Genomic DNA, 18080 nt, shown 5'->3' on the forward strand with positions numbered 1-18080 from the left:
TATTTAAACATTGGTTACTAAGGGCCTATGCAACTCATTTCCTATATATCCAAGCACACTCAACTCCCGCAAAAGAGTATTGAGAATACTGTAGAACTTCTTAATGAAGACTGTACCGTACCTTTTATTTCTAGATATAGAAAAGAAAAAACGGGCAATCTAGACGAGGTTGAGATTGGAAATATAGTGCAGTTCAAAACCCAATTTGAAGCACTTGAAAAGCGAAAAACCGCTATTCTAAAGGCCATTGAGGAACAAAGTGGGCTAACGGACGAACTCCGGTATAAGATTGAACAGACCGATGACCTTGTTTCCCTAGAAGACCTCTACCTCCCTTTTAAGAAAAAGCGAAAGACCAAAGCTGAAACCGCTCGTAGAAACGGACTAGAGCCTTTGGCGAAAATCATAATGGCCCAAAACCATGGTGATATAGAATCGGCTGCGGATCAATACACCAATAGTGAAGTTGCCAATGCAGATGAAGCTTTGGAAGGAGCCAGACACATTATTTCGGAATGGATCAATGAACGCATATCTGTTCGTAATCTGGTAAGAAATCAGTTAGAGCGTAGCGCCCTGATTGTCACAAAGGTTATCTCAACCAAAAAGGATGACGAAAAAGCCCAGAAATTCCGTGATTATTTTGATTGGAGCGAAGCTTTAAAACGATGTCCATCGCATCGCTTATTGGCTATTTTGCGTGCCGAAAACGAAGGCTTTATACGTATTAAAATTGAAATTGATTCGGATCAAATGCTCAGACGTATTGAAGACCGGGTTATAAAATCCAACAATTCGTGTACGCCTCAAATTGAAATGGCCGTTGCTGACGCGTACAAACGCCTACTCTACCCTTCTTTATCAAACGAGATACTTAAAAATGCAAAGGAGAAAGCAGATGACGGTGCCATTAGCGTATTTTCTAAAAACCTAAAACAATTGTTATTAGGGGCTCCTTTGGGAGAAAAACGGATTTTAGCAATAGACCCTGGTTTTAGAACCGGTTGCAAAGTGGTTTGTTTGAGTGCTCAAGGCGATTTAGAACATAATGAGACTATCTATCCGCATGCCCCTCAAAACAAAAGCACAGAAGCTATAAAAAAAATAAGTTCGCTCTGTGACGCCTATAAAATTGAAGCCATTGCAATTGGTAACGGAACCGCTTCCCGTGAAACGGAACAACTGGTGAAGCGCATCCATTTTAAAAACCCGATTGAAGTCTTCGTGGTTAGTGAAGCTGGTGCATCTATTTATTCGGCCTCAAAAATTGCGCGAGAAGAATTCCCAAATTACGATGTTACCGTTAGAGGTTCCGTATCCATAGGAAGACGACTGGCAGATCCATTGGCAGAACTTGTGAAAATAGATGCAAAATCTATTGGTGTGGGCCAGTATCAACATGATGTGGACCAAGGTAAATTACAAACTTCTCTGGATAGTGTGGTGGAGAGTTGCGTAAATTCGGTTGGTGTAAATATTAATACCGCTAGTGTTCCTCTTCTTAGTTATGTATCCGGTATTGGACCAAAATTGGCCGAAAACATTGTAAACTATAGAAACGAAAACGGAGCTTTTAAAAGTAGAACGGAAATTAAAAAAGTACCTCGCTTAGGAGGTAAGGCTTTTGAACAAGGAGCTGCTTTTCTCAGGATAAAAGATGCCAAAAATCCTTTGGACGATTCTGCCGTACACCCGGAAAGTTATAGTATTGTTACCAAAATAGCTAAGGATAAAGGTATTCCTGTTACCCAATTGATAGGAAACAGCAGCGTTTTGCAAAGTATAAAGCTAGAGTCCTATTGTACTGAAACCATAGGTTTACCCACACTAAAGGATATTGTAGACGAGCTTGAAAAACCAGGACTTGACCGTCGGGAGAAAGCTAGGGTCTTTACCTTTGACCAAAACATAAAGTCCATTACGGATTTAAGGGAAGGTCAATTGTTACCGGGTATTGTCAATAACATTACCAATTTTGGCTGTTTTGTAGATATAGGCATAAAAGAAAGTGGACTCATTCACGTATCCAACCTAGCGGATACCTTTGTTAAGGATGTTAACGAACATGTTAGCCTACAACAACAAATCATTGTTAAAGTGCTACAGGTTGATGTTCCGCGCAAGCGTATTCAACTTAAATTACATAAAAAGTAGGGACGTTCTAAAAGACAAGTAGCACATTTTTACGTAGCATAAGGCTTGTTTCTTTTATGAGCTAATTTCTTTATGGCATGTGCCAGCCTGCCGTTTGCAGGGTATCTTCTATGTTTTGTAATGTTATTAAAAACAAGGGCTGTAACAAAGAGAATTACCGTACCCATTAAAACAGGTGAAACTACATAAAAATAACCCAAGGATTTAATTTTTGCAGTACCTATGACAGCAATTAGAGCCGTGGCACCACCTGGCGGATGCAAAGTTTTAGTTACCTGCATAACTACAATAGAGGTAGCAACGGCCAATGGTGCAGTTAACCAAATTACATCTGGCAAAAGCTTGTACACCGTAACACCAATGAATGCAGATAACAATTGCCCTCCAATAAAATTACGAGGCTGCGCCAACGGACTTTCAATAGCTCCGTAAATCAATACGCTAGAGGCACCAAAAGAACCGATCAAGAGTACATTTTCTAGTTTAGGCAGGTAAAAAGACTGCAAAAGGGCAATAAGACCAATACCCATAAACGCACCAAGAAAAGACCAAAATTGCTCTTTAAAATCTACTAAGGTTTCTTTATAGATTACATATTTTGAAATACGTGCCCTGCGGTTAATTTTTCTACTTAGTTCACTTCCTGTTTTCATTGCAAATGCTTCTTTTTACAATTCAATTTCTTTTCAATTCCACTAAGAACCGGCAAAGATATAGGAACGAAAAACACAAACAAAAATAAAACTCTATTTATCCTATCTTTTTTATAGGGTTAAATTCAAAAGACAACTATTCAGAAATAATACACTTAATCTCAACACATTAAAATTTGATGTTTTTTGAACTTGGAGTATGAATTTTAACTTTTCAATCTTATTTAGATTTATTTAAAATAGTTACATTTGCCCATATTTAGAATTTAAGCGGGTGTCAAAGAAAAAGAAATCGTCTAAGAAGAAAGACAAAAAAAAGGCAAAACCAGAGTTGCTTCAACAACGTCTGGAGAAGGTTCTATCTTGCGACACTAAACTTAAAAGCAAGTGCTGTAAAAAGTACAAAAAGAACGAAAGCAAAAGATGTGGCAAATGTCCGTGCTTTGACCTTCTTAAAAAAGTAGCGTAACCAACCGTCCACCTTCCATTTTATCAACTATCCATTTTCTAGTTCCTGAAAAGCTTATAGCTATATTTGTGGTATGCTAAAAATAGCGCACCATCCTATTTACAGACATTCCTTACCAGAAGGGCACCGTTTTCCAATGCTTAAATATGAATTGCTTCCCAAGCAACTGCTACACGAAGGTACCTGCACACCAGAGAACTTTTTTGAACCGGAAATACCCAATGACAAATACATTGTAGCCGTTCACGACCCTGAATATTTCTATGATTTACTCAACATTAAAATTCCACCTAGACAGGCAAGAAAAATTGGGTTTCCTCTTACGGAAGATTTGGTAGAGCGTGAACGCATCATTGCAGACGGCACAATGAAAGGTTGTTTATATGCCTTAGAAAACGGTATAGCGATGAACATTGCGGGCGGAACCCACCATGCCTATTCCGATCACGGTGAAGCTTTTTGTATGCTGAATGACCAGGCTATTGGGGCAAGATATCTACAGCAGGAAAAATTGGCAAAAAAAATACTCATTATTGATTTGGACGTACACCAAGGTAACGGTACTGCCGAGATTTTTCAGAACGACACCTCGGTTTTTACGTTTTCTATGCACGGAGAAAGCAATTATCCTTTCAAAAAAGAAAATTCGGATTTAGATATCGCCTTACCCAAAAACACGAATGATAATGATTATCTGTTAATCTTAAAGGAAAACTTACCCAAACTTATTTCTAAAGAAAGACCTGATTTTATTTTTTATCTCTGCGGTGTAGATGTTATAGGCTCGGACAAATTGGGAACATTGGCCCTAAGTATGGAAGGATGCAAAAAACGGGATTCTCTAGTATTGGAAATTTGCCATCATTTGCAAATACCCGTACAATGCAGCATGGGTGGTGGTTATTCCCCGGACATCAAAACTATTGTAGAGGCTCACGCCAATACTTTTCGCCTAGCTCAGGAAATCTATTTTTAAAGTTTAGGCTCAATTATTTATGATTCCCGGCAATACTCTTACTATCCATTTATTTTGTAAATTAACTGAAAGTAACCTCTAAATACAGCCAAACCGCACAATCCTATCATTTTTTCATTTTCAAAGGCTGAAACTTTAAAGAATACGTCTAGTTTTGCAATTATTATGAAAAAGACCTTAGCCTTATTCCTTACCATCTTTACGATGGGTTCCTATGCCCAGGACTCAATTGTTCCTGTACCTGAAAAACGGTGGGATATGTTCAAGTATGATTTTGTAAACATGTTTAAAGGCGTGGGTTACTCCTACTCCAGACCTTTTCACTGGAAAGGGCAACAATGGGCGCAATTTGGCGGTGTAGTAGCAGGTACAGGTGCCGTTTACCTTTTGGATGATGACACTTCTCAATTTATACAAAGACAAAAAGAAAGCGTACCCCATATTATTAGGGAATACGGGGAACTTTACGGAAGCCCCGAGAACAATTACCTGGCAACCTCCGGGGTTTATTTAGCTGGATTGATAACAAAAAACGAAAAATTACGTCGTACCGGAGTACTCTTAATATCATCGGCCACCTCGGCCGGTTTTTTACAGCAAGTATTAAAATCTGCGGTAGGACGGGCGCGGCCGGTAGCCGAAAAGGGAAAGGACACTTTTGACCCCTTCAACTCGAACAGAAACTATCATTCTTTCCCCTCAGGACACGCCTTATTGGCCTTTACAAACGCGTATGCGATTGGAAAGCAATTTAAAAGTCCGTGGGTAAAAGCAGGTATTTATACACTAGGAGCCGTACCAGGCATTTCTAGAATTTGGGATGGCCAACATTGGCTAAGCGATTTTGTATTTGCTGTAGCAATCAGTGTAGCCACGGTAGAATCTATAGACCGTTACCTAGATAGAAAATACAACGAAAAATACAATGACCAGGCCAAGAAAATGAGCTGGAACCTTAATTTTGGCCCCGGAACTTTAGGAGTGGTTCTTCAGTTTTAAAATATTAAATACGTACTAAGAACCAAGACCGTTATGGCCGCCCCTACAACGAAGGCGTATTTCCAAGGTTCAACACTTACAGCATCGGTAGTCATTGGTTTGTAATCCGTTTCCCTTGGATAAAGTTTACCAATTACCAGCATAATTATAATGTTCAAGACGAACAAAATGGCCATGACATGTAAAAAGTGCGGATAAGCTTCCGCTTGTATCACACTCAACGCTTTGGCATCGGTTATTCCGTTCTGTGCTGCTTCCGCTAATGCGCTATCCACATAATAAGGCTTAATAACAAACTGGCTTATAGAATACAAAACAACGCCTGAAATCACCCCTATTTTAGCCGCTATGGCCGGAACCCGTTTGGTAAAGAAACCTATTACGATGACCGTTAAAATAGGAATGCTATAACAACCGTTCGCTTCTTGCAACCAGGCGAAAAGTCCTTGAGGCGCATTGGCAATCAATGGCGCTACGCACATACCCAAAATACCCAGAACAAGACCAAATGTTTTACCAGCTTTTACGGTTTGTATCTCTGTGGCATCTTTCTTAAAATATTGACGATACAAATCAAACCCGAACAAGGTGGCACTACTGTTCAAAAGGCTATTGAAGGAGCTGAGAATTGCACCAAATAGCACTGCGGCAAAGAGACCAGTAAATGCAGCGGGAAGGACCGTAGCAACCAGTTTTGGATAGGCTTGGTCCGGATTATCAAGATTCCCCTCAAAAATATGCCATGCGATAATACCTGGAAGAACCACAATTATGGGTATTAAAAACTTTACTAAAGCAGCAAGTATAACCCCTTTTTGACCTTCCTTTAAATTTTTAGCCCCAAAAACACGTTGCAAAATTACTTGGTTGGTGCCCCAATAAAACATCTGCACGAGCATCATTCCCGTAAAAATGGTCCCAAAAGGAATGGAAGCATCCACATCTCCCTTTACATTAAATTTTTCAGGGTGACTTTTCCAAAGCATACTCAATCCCTCAGAAATACTTCCATCGCCAATAGCCATTAATCCAAAAACAGGAATGAGAAGACCACCTATCAAAAGCCCTATAGAGTTGATAAGGTCAGAAACCGCAACCGCTTTTAATCCTCCGAAAATTGCATATATAATACCGATGATACCAATACTCCAAACACAAATCCACAAGGTAACCGTACTTGAAAGTCCAAGAAGACTAGGCAAATCGAACATTGTACTAAACGCCAACGAACCTGAATACAATACCGAGGGAATTACTACAATAACGTAACCTGATAAAAATAAAGCCGTGAGAATAGCTTTTGTACCGTGATCGAACCTATCCTCAACAAATTGTGGAATAGTGGTTATACCGCCCCTCATGTACCTGGGAAGCAGGAACACAGCTGTTATAATCATAGCAATTGCCGCCAAAGTCTCCCATGCCATCACCAATACACCTTCGGTAAACGCTTGTCCATTAAGCCCTACAATCTGTTCTGCGGAAAGATTGGTCAAAAGCAAAGAACCGGCAATAGTAATTGCCCCTAAGCTTCTACCTGCCAAAAAGTACCCATCGGCAGATTTTTCATTAGTGCTTCTTGTAGCGTACCAAGCAATGAACGCTACTAAGAGTGTAAAACCTACAAAAGATACAATTGAGAGCATGAATTTGAAATTTTAAATTGATATGAAACAAAAGTTACAAGGGTACTAGTTATCAATTTTCTTTAGTACGCGACACGGATTACCTACGGCCACAACATTATCCGGAATATTCTTTACAACCACACTTCCAGAACCTATAACACTATTATTACCAATAGTAACCCCAGGATTAACGATTACTCCGCCACCAATCCAAACATTGTCTCCAATATGAATTGGTTTTGCATATTCTATACCAGAATTTCGGGCTTCAAATTCCAAGGGATGCGTAGCGGTAAGTAACCTTACCCCCGGTGCAATCATTACATTTTTACCTATGTAAACCGGCGCGGCGTCTAAAATAATACAATCAAAGTTAGCGTAAGAATTTTCTCCCCAGTAAATATTGAACCCGTAATCACAAGTAAAACGGTTTTCTATGTAGAAATTCTTGCCCGTTTCGGCAAATAGTTCTTTGAAAAAATGCTTGCGCTGCCGCTCCTTATCCATTGGTATGGCCTCAATTTCACGCATTAGTCTACGTGCATTCAACCTGCCTTTTACCAACTCCTTATCATGTGGATTATAGGGTTGACCAGCGATCATTTTTTCCTTTTCGGTCATTTGAATTCAATTATATTTTCTCGGTCCTGATGATTCCGCAAGCTGGAACTTGAACTTCAAGTACTCCTTTCGAAAATACTACATTATCTTCCCTAATCAAATTTCCTTGGCAATCATAAATTTTGCAACGGTAAGCGCCCGAATCTTTTGTGCTCCGGATGACAATATGGTCCGCTATTTGACCATTTAAAATATCCATACTCTTATATTCTTCATTAAACTCTACAACCCACGCGTCATAAACTCCTATAATTGCATGCCCATCTTTAGACACACGCTTTGTTGGGTAGTTGGCGAGAGGTTTTGAGGGAAGGAAATTACCGTTCATGAGAACATCGGCATTTTCATTCCAATACTTTGTATAAAAACCAATCATGTTTACATACTCTTTTGGTGTTTCACTCAGCATAATAGAGAGCTGAGGCACACCAAAAAGTGTATTAATTACTTGTAATGCGGCAATTTCCAAGGGTTCGTCTGCATGCCATGTAACCATATCCGAATGAACGGCGGTATTACCGGCCAGCATACGTATATCCGCTATTCGCAGTCGGTTCATGGTAGCATCTCCAGGGCAATCAAAAGCACGGAACATGTTTCCATATTTACGCATTGCAGGTCCGGTGTATTTTTGTCTAAACTCAATAAAAATTTCAGGGTTTATAGCTGTCAACGCCTCCTTTACATCGGTCAACAGGCGATCTACAGCATCATTTATTGAAGTATAGTCTGCATCCGGTCCTAGTTGGGTAGGCGTGTCCTTATAAAATCTGAAGTCATCTATAAAATCTAGTTTAAAACCATCTAGATTCCAGTTTTTGGCCGCGCTTGAATAGATATCTATTAAATACTGTCTTACATCTGGATAGCGTGGATCAAAAACTGGTGCCCATCTATGGTCTTCCGTCAAGAATTTGCCTTTAAAGCGTTTAAACGCTTTTGACTTTTCCCCGCAAAAAGGAACAGAGTACCAAAGGGCTACCTTCATACCTGTTTTATGCACATTCCTGACAAATTCTGCCATTTCGGGAATGCGGTCCGGTTGCCAATCCCCGGTAAAATCATAGCCTCTATTCGAATCGAACGTTTGCCATCCATCATCTATAATAATGGCCTCATAACCTAAATCTTTGGCAAGTTTGCACTCCTTAAGTAGTAGGTCTACTTCAAGATTCTGATGAAATTGGTACCAAGTGGAGTACAATGGTTTCTTTGCAATATCGGGAACATAGGCAGGTTTCAACTCGTCAAACGTCTCCCACCATGAGGAAACCGCTTTTAAACTTTCAGAGAAATGCTGATTCTGATTATCCAATCGCAATTGCACCTGAAAGTTTTTTATGGGGTAATGTTGCTCCGTAAAAAAGGTGATATGACAGTAAAAACAATTGTCCTCTTCCCTTAAACGCGCATTCATCTCCAATTTGTTGATTGCATTGGAACAAGCAAAGGTTAAGATATTCTCGTCACTGTTACCAAAAAGTGAAATGACAGGAGAGTCAATAGAAATTCTAGACTCCATATTATCCAGCTCCCAGTCTGCCTGAATACGCTTGTTAAAATCAGTTGTTGGCTTCCATACCCCTTTTACATTAATTGCTGGAACCTTCCACTGCAGGGTTATTGGTTCAGGAATTCGCTCCTCGTTACTTGATACTTCAAAATTGTAAATGACCGTACCGTCTTGATCGTATATTTTTTCTAGAGTGGTTTGAAAATTATCATCCGCTCCAATAGTATCTATCTTGGGGCCGTCGGTCATTAGAGTCGTGTTTGAAGTCATCTATTTATATATTGTAATAAAAAATTAGTGCTTAATTAAATTCTACCAACTCTAAAGTCGTGTAGGAAAACGTAAAATAATTTCAATTATTGTGCTATGATATTCTATGCTACTAATCAAATATACAGTGTATTGTAAAAACTGCAAAAATAATTTGAGCGTATCAGCTCATTAATGCCAATTTTAAATACGTTTAACCAATAAAAAATGAAAAAAGTTTACCTAATTCTAATGAAAATTGTCTCAATCAATAAATTTTCATAACGTAAAAACCTTTGAAAGATACATATAATCTATTTATAAAATAAGATATTTCTTTCAATTAACGTGGTCTATGGAATTTCCCGCAGTTTTATATCCTTCTGAAAATCAAAACAAAATACCCTCTTACTAATTCTTACTTTAATTCTTGAACAACAAAATTACCAATGGCTTTTCCTTGTTGTACACCAAGCTCAATTGCAGGCCTATAATGAATTCCACCATACAATCGGCTTATTGCTGCCTCTTCGGCTGCCTGCCAAAATGATTGAAAACTTCTTGGCGGAAGACCGTATGGCACTTCTGTAGCATCTACAAAAGCATAATCCTCACCAAACAACTGTGTAAGCGCAGTTGCCGCTGCACTAGATGCCACACTATGACCCGAAGTATGTTCAGGAAAAGCTGGTGTCTGTAAAATAGGTTCCCAATCTTGATCTATATAATTATTGATATAAGTTTCCGGCCTAGTTAAACTGCTCTTGTACTTTTGATCCCAACAACTTATAAAAGCATCTGCAATGGTCACCCCAACTAAAGACATGGTTTCTGCAGACTCAACAACATCTGCCTTTTGCTCTTCTAAAACTTGTGCGGCAATATGCATCCAATGCCCACCAGGGGATATTTGTTGCTGAAAATACATTACGTGCCCCTTAGTATGCGATATATTTGGATTACAATCCCAAAACTTGGCAACCTCTAGTTGCTTGTCATCTAGTTGATTGACCGTACTATATACTTCCATGGCCTCTTTATAAAATTTAGAGTCCTTTTCTACATCAAAGGACGTGGGCAACCCTGGATCAAACTGACCAGCAGATTGCAAAACAAAGGGCCTTATGGTATTCCAATGTGGCTCTATAGCCTCCATATAATCGGGCGGAGTAGGTCGCCATCGGCCGGCATCATCACTTACAGAGTATCTAGGGAGCGCCGTGCGACGCAAGTACCCATCTTTTGCTGCCCAGGCCAATATTTCCGCTGCCAATTGTTCCCCAAAAGACACCGAGTTTTCATAGACCGCTTCATCAATACCAATTTCTCTAACCTCCTTGAGCAGCTCACTTTTAATCGCCTCTACCTTGTCCAAATCAAACACCAAAGATTTACCTACGTTTAAAAATGAAACCGCAGACACCAAAGGATAATAATACTGCTTACTTGGCTCAGGCTCAGATAATTTTTCCAAATCATTAAGCTTAGATGCCAAAGACTTTTTTGAAGGTTCCATAAACCGAATTCCTTCATATGCGGCAACATTGGAATATGCGTATATCCTACTTGCTACTGGAGGTGTAAAAATATCGGCAACTATAACATCTGTAAGCTGGCGGTTATATTTTGACAACCCTCCTTCAAAATAAGTATCCAAATCTTCTTGATTGTGCTTGGTACCACATGACACCAGCAACACAATACATATGATGACACCACTACTTAATTTCTTCATTTAAATACACCGTTTTTGTATTTCCGTTTGAATCTATAACTTTTATTTCTTGAATGTTTTCATTTACGGGCATACTTCTACTTTTCTGCGATAAATACCCTGAACCAAAATAAAACTCTTTCCTATATTTCTTACCGTTCTTTAGCCTTATTTCGGCAAACGCAACATTGTCTTCTATTCTTACCCATTTTCTATTAGGAACATTAACTTGGAAAACTTTTAACCTTGTATCGTTATTAGCTACCAATATATTCTGAACCCCATCACCTCTTTTAATTGAAACCAAGCCACTTCCATCCAAGTCGTTTAAAAATCCGCTTTCTTGTACAGAGACATTTTCAAAAGTACCTTGACCATTTCCTTTTAACAATGCACCTATAAAGGCGTCATACCTACCTGTAGCGGCTTCCGTAGCATACGAATTACCAGTCATGAGTACATCCAAATTTCCATCTCCGTCAAAATCATCAACAGCAATCCCCTCAACAGGTGCCGTTTGCACCTCCAATGGAAGTTGGCTCAAACTAAATCTGCCATCTCCCATATTCTCAAGATAACTGCTGGCGAAAGTATGACTCTTTACTACGTAAGACTCTTCTAACTCTTCGGGCAGAAATGATTTCTCAAAACTAGTTTCCGCATAAGACCTATAGGTCTTAAACCTACTTCTCATAGCGTTGACTTGACCAATAATCTCATCACGCGAGTGGGCCAAATGATTTTCACCATCAATATAGTAACACATTATAGGGTCTATACGGCCATCCTTATCATAATCATTGGCATAAATACAAAGCGGTTCCCCGGAAGAGACCTTATATTTACTATTGAGTCCTAAATTGCCCAAAATATAATCCGTATCTCCGTCTTGATCAAAATCGCCACCGTTGATGCTATTCCACCAGCCTTCGGTTTTTGCCAATCCGGTTGATTCTTTTTGCATGACCAATTTGCCCTTTTCATTATGAAAAATAGTGATAGGCATAAATTCACCAACCACTAAAAGATCCGTCCAGCCATCATTATCATAATCTGTCCATATACCAGCTGTAACCATGGTGAGTTCTTCCCAGCCAACTATCTCATTGCCAATATCTACAAACTTAAAACTCCCATCTTCTGATGACTGATTTTCAAGCAAATAACTACGCGATGGCATTGGGTATTTGCCAGGGTCCAATCTGCCTCCAACGAACAAATCCAAATCCCCATCCTTATCAAAGTCACTTGCAACAACACATGAACCACTTGCATTAATTTTAGGCAGTGCATCAGAGAGCACAAAGCCTCCTTTACCATCGTTCATGTAAAGCCTATCTTGATATACCTCGTCACCCATTTCTGCACTTACACCCCCACTTACTAGATATATATCTTTGTAACCATCCCCATTAGCATCAAATAACAAAACACCCATATCTTCAAGGTTGGCATCAAAACCCTCTTTTGACACGAAATCTCCATCGTTATTTTGCAAAAACAGCTCTCCTGGTTGACCTTTTGCCCCACCTACATAAAAGTCCTCCAAACCATCTCCATTAACATCTGCAACAGCAATGCCCGGTCCGTTTCGTGAGTGCATGTGCGGTAAAATTGGCTGTAATTTAAAATCAACAAAATCATCTTCATGATGCGTAAAGTCAATACTCAGACTATCCGTTACATCAGAGAACAATTGCTTTTCAACTTTCTTTTTTAGGGGACTATCTTTAGAAGCCTTAGACTGCCATAACGTTAAAAGCGTATCAACAACCTGATTATTCACAACCTGATACGTACCATTAGGCCACCATACTTCAACACTGCTTATTTTTTTAGCTTTTCCCAGTCCAAAATGTACGGTAGGGTCTACACTAGATTCATACCCCCTACTTAAGTAATGTTGGTAATACTGTTCCGAATCTTCTGTTGTTACTTTTAGTTTTGCGCCTATTCCTTGAAGATTGCCTTGATGACCCTCCAGTTTAACACGTAAATAATGATTTATCTCTTTAGAGTTACCCTCATTTTCATACACGAAAGCTGGTTGATCCATATTATTTACCAATAGGTCAAGATCACCATCATTATCCAAATCAGCATAAGCTGCACCATGGGAACAACTGGCCTTATCTATGCCCCAAGCAGCGGATACCTTTTCAAACGTCATATCCCCATTATTCCGGTAAGCATAGTTTGGTAAATCTGCCATAGGCAGTTCACTAATTGACTTTAATTTTAAGTCTATTTTTGCGTCCACATCACCTAAAGGTGTATCGTATGCTTTTTGATAATGGATATAATCCAAGTCTCCCAAATCTCTTAAAAAACCGTTAGTAACATATAAGTCTTTACGACCATCATTGTCGTAATCGGCCAAAAGTGGGCTCCAGCTCCAATCTGTGCTACTAATTCCCGCCATAAAACCAATTTCACTAAACCTATCCATACCTTGATTTAACTGAAGGGTATTACGACTATATTGGGCATTGTAACCTGCATTCAGCATAATTTGAAACCGATCGTAACCCGTTGAGGAAATAATCATTTTTTGCCTTAAATTATCTTCGGGACGCATATCCAGCACCATAATATCGGGTTCACCATTGTTATCTACATCTGCTACATCATTACCCATTCCGGCATAAGAAGTATGCTTGATCTGTTCGGTAATTGCATCTTTGAACGTACCGTCTTTTTGATTGATATAGAGAATATCATTCCCAATAAAATCATTGGAGATATAAATATCCGGCCAGTCGTCTCCATTTATATCAGAAACCCCAACACCAAGTCCATACCCTTCAACTAAAATTCCGGCGTCTGCAGAAACATCTTCAAACTTGCCATTACCCAAATTCCTATACAAACGGTCATTACTTACGGATTGACCATCAAGCTCTCGCGGTTTACTCACATTTACATTATATTCATAAGCTGCGGGATTTACCAGCAAATACATGTCTAAATCATTGTCTCTATCATAGTCAAAAAAAGCAGCATGCATGCTTTGACGCGTATCAGCTAGGCCGTATTCCTCAGCCTTTTCGGTAAATGTCATATCGCCATTATTAATGAAAAGCATATTGGCCCTTTCCGATACCGTAGCACTTCCAGAAACACAGACATAGATATCTAAAAATCCATCTTGATTAATATCAACCATACTCACTCCCGTACCCCAACGCGTGTTAAGCAGCCCTGCTTTTTCCGTAATATCCTCAAATTGCATGTTTCCTTTATTTAGGTATAACCTACCAGAAACCATATTACCGCTAAAATACACATCGGTAAGGCCATCATTATCTATATCACCCACTGCCACACCGGCACCGGTATATACATTCATATATTCAAACACATTTACACTGTCATTTTCAGCAATCGTATTCTGAAAATCTATTCCCGTTTGAGAGGCATCCAGCAAACGAAAACGATGCGATTTATTCTCACCACAACTTATAAAAAGAAGAATGAGACCTAACGTCAACAAACTGGGTTTCAAATTCTTCATAGGTCGTTTAAAATTTCGGCTTCAGTACCGTCCAAACTTTTAATCTTAACTGAAACTGCTGAATTGGGAATGCTCAAAATGCGACTTCCACTAGAAAGGTAGCCTTCTCCATAGTGAAATTCAATTTTTTGTTTTTGACCATTTTTAAAGGTCAATAAAGCTGAAGTTTCTCCCGGCCTTGGCTGATATACTTTATTTTTTACAGGTCTATAAAAGCTTTTTAAACTATCATTATTTACTCCGGCTACAGTTATTTCTTTACCAGGAGCAGCTAGACCAACCAAGCTTTTTCCATCTCCATCAACCAAAAAACCACTTTTTGACACATTGGCTTTGCTAAAACCTCCTTTGCCATTACCCATCAACAACCAACCAATTGAAGCATCATACCTGCCCGAGAATACCTCGCCACTGTAAAAATTACCAACAGCAAGTATATCAAGATTTTGATCATTATTGTAATCTCCAACCCTTACCCCGTACATAGGTGCAATTTGAGCTATCCTTGGCAACTGCGAAAGCTTGAACTTTCCGTTACCTAAATTCTCTAGATAAGAGTTCGCAAATGTTTCGCTTCGTACCACATAGGCATTTTCTATTTCCTCCTCTAAAAAAGATTCTTCAAAAGTAGCATTGGCATAGTCCGTAAAGGTTCTAAAACGCGAACGCATGGCATTGATCTGACTAATTAAATCGTTTCTGGAGTGTGCCACGTAATTCTTTCCATCAACAAAATGACACATAACGGGATCTATTTGTCCGTTCTTATCATAATCACTTGCATAGATACACAAAGGTTCCTTAGAACTAGCTCTGAACTTGCTATTAAGACCAAGGTTGCCCAATATATAATCTGTATCTCCATCATTATCAAAATCACCCGAAGTTATACTGTTCCACCAACCATTGGTATGCGCAAGACCCGTTTCTTCTGTTACCTCAGACAATATTCCTTTGTTGTTCCGAAAAAAGCGTAGGGCCATAAATTCTCCTACAACAATTAAATCTTCCCAATCATCATTATTAAAATCTGTCCACAGGGCCGAAGTTACCATGCCCAAATCCTTGAGTACCGAACTGACAGACTGCGAATCCTTACTGAATTTTATACCACTGGCATTACTACTGTTTTTTAAGAGGAAGCTTTCAGGAGCTAACGGATATTCTCCCGGCCTTACCCTACCCCCAACAAAAAGGTCTAAATCTCCATCTTTATCATAATCGGACGCGGTAACAACAGATCCACTAACAGGCATATTTGGTAATGATTTATATAACCTAAAATTGCCTTGTCCATCATTCTCATAGAACCGGTCTTGATACCTCTTGTCTCCTATAGGAAAAGAGGAGCCTCCACTCACCACATATAAATCTTGATCACCATCATTGTCAGCATCAAAAAACAGAGCACCCATATCCTCATTATCTGTTTCACCAAACTCCTTCGTATCAAAAGAACCGTCTTGCCTTTGAAGCATTAATGCTCCTGCTTGACCCGTAGCACCACCCACGTACATATCTTCTAGCCCATCACCATTAACATCACCCACGGCAAGTCCAGGCCCGTTTTTTGAATGCATGTGGGGTAAAAGTGCCTGAACCTTAAAATCTACAAATTCGTTCTCTACATGTAACCGATCAAGACCTATACTATCTGCTGATTGAAACAATGTTTTAGGTGTAGAAATTTTTGAAATATGCTTTGCTTCATTTGCATTTTCATAGACCAATACCAACTCTTGATTAGTAGTTATACCTTCAAGCTTTTGAACTTTACCATTAGGCCAAACTACTTTAACACTATCTAATACCTTAGACTGCCCAACCCCAAAATGTAAAGCCTGTTCTACGGTAGACAAATAACCGCGATAAGGAGTAAAGTATTTTTTCTGTACACTATCTGCATAAAAAATTTCGACTTGACTTCCCAAGGCTTGTTGGTTCTTTTGAGATCCCTTAAACTTAAATCTAATGTATCTGTTTTCCTCTGATGAAATAGTGTTTTCATACAAACCTGCCGGGTCATCAATATTGTTCATGACCAAGTCCAAATCACCATCGTTATCAAAATCCGCATAGGCCATCCCATTGGAATACGTGGCTTTATCAAAACCAACTTTTAGAGATGTATCTTGAAAAGTTAGGTCTCCTAGGTTCTTAAAAAAGTAATTATTCTCCTTTATACCTGGCAACTTATTGAGCTCCTCAATACGTTTTTTACGATTGGCCTCTTCCGTACCCATAGTAAGCACTCTATCTCCGTAGACCATAAAATCAAGATTAGTGATATCTTGACGGTATCCGTTAGTAATACATAGGTCATTAAGCCCATCCTGATCAAAATCTGCGAACAAAGCGCTCCAACTCCATTCCGTAGCATCTATTCCCGCCAATTGCCCTACTTCACTAAAAGAACCATTACCGTTATTCAGTTGCAAAGTATTTCTTATATACTGTGGTTGATAGCCGTAATCTTGTCTGGTCCTAAATTGATCGTAATTATTACCCATCATAGTAAGTTTCCATCGTTTGTTATCCGGCGGAAGCATATCTAACACTACAACATCCATATTTCCATCATTATCAATATCGGCAATATCATTACCCATACCATTAAATGTAAGGTGCTTAAAATAGGTAGCTATTTCATTTTTAAACGTTCCATCTTTTTGATTAACATAAAGCAAATCATCCGTTAGAAAGTCATTGGAGACATATATATCTGGCCAACCGTCTGAATTAATATCGCACACCTCTACACCTAAACCATAACCTTCTATGGAAATTCCGGAATCTAACGAATCATCGGTAAAAACAGGATTACCGGGAATTACTTCCCCACTATCATTCCTGTAAAGCCTATCCACGGAGGGCACTTTATCTGCATTATCCTTAGGTTTTGCCGTGTTCCTGTTGAAATCTACAAGTGCATTGTTCAAAAGATACATATCCAAATCACCGTCACGGTCATAATCAAAAAAAACCGACTGCACAGAATAGCTGGCATCTGCCAACCCCCATTTCTCTGCTTCCTGGGTAAAAGATAACTTCCCATCTTTTACACCATTGTTTACAAATAGCAAATTGGTCTTATCCTTGTCTTTAGCTCCTCTTGGACCTGCCCTACAAACATAGATATCAGGATAGCCGTCTTGGTTGATATCAACTATTGCTACCCCATTTGACCAGTGTGTAGAACCTACATTGGCCGTTTCTGTAATATCCTCAAACATAAAATCCCCTAGATTACGATACAGACGGTTACTTACCATATTTCCCGTAAAATAGATATCCTGTAGACCATCTAAATCAAAGTCGGCTACGGCAACACCAGCCCCGTTATACATGTATTCAAAATCAAGTATGGTAAGGGAATCCGTTAATGTCAAGGCATTCTGAAAACCAAGTCCCGATACGGAAGGGTCTATTTCCCGAAAAAGCGTTCGGTTCTTTTGAGTACATGATACAAACAGCAATACCACGCACGAAAAGAGAATACAATAGAACCGTCCTATTTTATACGTAGTGAACATGAGAAAAATTAAAAACGTCCATGAAAAGAAAGGAATCCAATCTAGAGAGTATTCAAA

General features: G+C 39.2%; 10 protein-coding genes. 3 read left to right on the forward strand and 7 right to left on the reverse strand.

Annotated elements, in window-relative coordinates; translation table 11 throughout:
• Nucleotides 1-27 precede the first annotated feature (27 nt).
• Nucleotides 28-2154: a Tex family protein gene (locus SJY45_RS11655; protein WP_400070871.1), complete on the forward strand. Its 2127-nt coding sequence runs from the start codon at nucleotides 28-30 to the stop codon at nucleotides 2152-2154.
• Nucleotides 2155-2183: 29 nt separating this feature from the next.
• Here the strand turns inward: SJY45_RS11655 and SJY45_RS11660 are convergent, their stop codons facing one another.
• The gene (locus SJY45_RS11660; RefSeq protein ID WP_215437468.1) at nucleotides 2184-2807 is read right to left on the reverse strand and encodes an HPP family protein; all 624 of its coding nucleotides are present in this window, start codon (nucleotides 2805-2807) and stop codon (nucleotides 2184-2186) included.
• Between the two features lie 542 nt (nucleotides 2808-3349).
• On the opposite strand from SJY45_RS11660, the gene SJY45_RS11665 reads away from it, so the two are divergent.
• Together SJY45_RS11665 and SJY45_RS11670 are read left to right on the forward strand one after the other, a co-directional pair.
• The gene (locus SJY45_RS11665; protein WP_215437466.1) at nucleotides 3350-4252 is read left to right on the forward strand and encodes a histone deacetylase; all 903 of its coding nucleotides are present in this window, start codon (nucleotides 3350-3352) and stop codon (nucleotides 4250-4252) included.
• A 165-nt stretch (nucleotides 4253-4417) separates the two neighbouring features.
• A complete protein-coding gene (locus tag SJY45_RS11670) occupies nucleotides 4418-5251 on the forward strand; it encodes a phosphatase PAP2 family protein (protein ID WP_289037323.1) in 834 nt (277 codons plus the stop codon).
• On the opposite strand, the gene SJY45_RS11675 is transcribed toward SJY45_RS11670, so the two are convergent.
• The 6 genes from SJY45_RS11675 to SJY45_RS11700 all read right to left on the reverse strand — a co-directional run bounded on the left by SJY45_RS11675 (nucleotide 5248) and on the right by SJY45_RS11700 (nucleotide 18023).
• Nucleotides 5248-6897, reverse strand: a complete 1650-nt coding sequence (locus SJY45_RS11675; RefSeq protein ID WP_400070874.1) for a solute:sodium symporter family transporter — start codon at nucleotides 6895-6897, stop codon at nucleotides 5248-5250. The two genes, SJY45_RS11670 and SJY45_RS11675, sit on opposite strands and share 4 nt — an antisense overlap.
• Nucleotides 6898-6942: 45 nt before the next feature.
• On the reverse strand, nucleotides 6943-7500 hold the full coding sequence (locus SJY45_RS11680; protein WP_215437459.1) for a sugar O-acetyltransferase: 558 nt from the start codon (nucleotides 7498-7500) through the stop codon (nucleotides 6943-6945).
• Between the two features lie 10 nt (nucleotides 7501-7510).
• A complete protein-coding gene (locus SJY45_RS11685) occupies nucleotides 7511-9262 on the reverse strand; it encodes a glycoside hydrolase family 36 protein (protein ID WP_400070877.1) in 1752 nt (583 codons plus the stop codon).
• Between the two features lie 418 nt (nucleotides 9263-9680).
• Nucleotides 9681-10997, reverse strand: a complete 1317-nt coding sequence (locus tag SJY45_RS11690) for a vanadium-dependent haloperoxidase (RefSeq protein ID WP_400070879.1) — start codon at nucleotides 10995-10997, stop codon at nucleotides 9681-9683.
• Nucleotides 10981-14490, reverse strand: a complete 3510-nt coding sequence (locus SJY45_RS11695) for a VCBS repeat-containing protein (protein WP_400070881.1) — start codon at nucleotides 14488-14490, stop codon at nucleotides 10981-10983. Before SJY45_RS11695 ends, SJY45_RS11690 begins: the two co-directional genes overlap by 17 nt.
• Nucleotides 14487-18023 carry a VCBS repeat-containing protein gene (locus tag SJY45_RS11700; RefSeq protein WP_400070883.1) on the reverse strand — a complete coding sequence of 1179 codons (3537 nt, stop codon included), beginning with the start codon at nucleotides 18021-18023 and terminating at the stop codon, nucleotides 14487-14489. The genes SJY45_RS11695 and SJY45_RS11700 overlap by 4 nt, the downstream gene beginning before the upstream one ends.
• Between the last annotated feature and the right edge of the window lie 57 nt (nucleotides 18024-18080).

This window comes from Zobellia russellii (genome assembly GCF_044597075.1).
In the GTDB taxonomy this organism is placed as follows: domain Bacteria; phylum Bacteroidota; class Bacteroidia; order Flavobacteriales; family Flavobacteriaceae; genus Zobellia; species Zobellia russellii.

Coding starts and splice junctions, on each gene's coding strand:
- SJY45_RS11700 (WP_400070883.1), bottom strand. CDS start 18,023: ATGTTCACTACGTATAAAATAGGACGGTTCTATTGTATTCTCTTTTCG.
- SJY45_RS11670 (WP_289037323.1), top strand. CDS start 4,418: ATGAAAAAGACCTTAGCCTTATTCCTTACCATCTTTACGATGGGTTCC.
- SJY45_RS11655 (WP_400070871.1), top strand. CDS start 28: ATGCAACTCATTTCCTATATATCCAAGCACACTCAACTCCCGCAAAAG.
- SJY45_RS11680 (WP_215437459.1), bottom strand. CDS start 7,500: ATGACCGAAAAGGAAAAAATGATCGCTGGTCAACCCTATAATCCACAT.
- SJY45_RS11675 (WP_400070874.1), bottom strand. CDS start 6,897: ATGCTCTCAATTGTATCTTTTGTAGGTTTTACACTCTTAGTAGCGTTC.
- SJY45_RS11660 (WP_215437468.1), bottom strand. CDS start 2,807: ATGAAAACAGGAAGTGAACTAAGTAGAAAAATTAACCGCAGGGCACGT.
- SJY45_RS11695 (WP_400070881.1), bottom strand. CDS start 14,490: ATGAAGAATTTGAAACCCAGTTTGTTGACGTTAGGTCTCATTCTTCTT.
- SJY45_RS11685 (WP_400070877.1), bottom strand. CDS start 9,262: ATGACCGACGGCCCCAAGATAGATACTATTGGAGCGGATGATAATTTT.
- SJY45_RS11690 (WP_400070879.1), bottom strand. CDS start 10,997: ATGAAGAAATTAAGTAGTGGTGTCATCATATGTATTGTGTTGCTGGTG.
- SJY45_RS11665 (WP_215437466.1), top strand. CDS start 3,350: ATGCTAAAAATAGCGCACCATCCTATTTACAGACATTCCTTACCAGAA.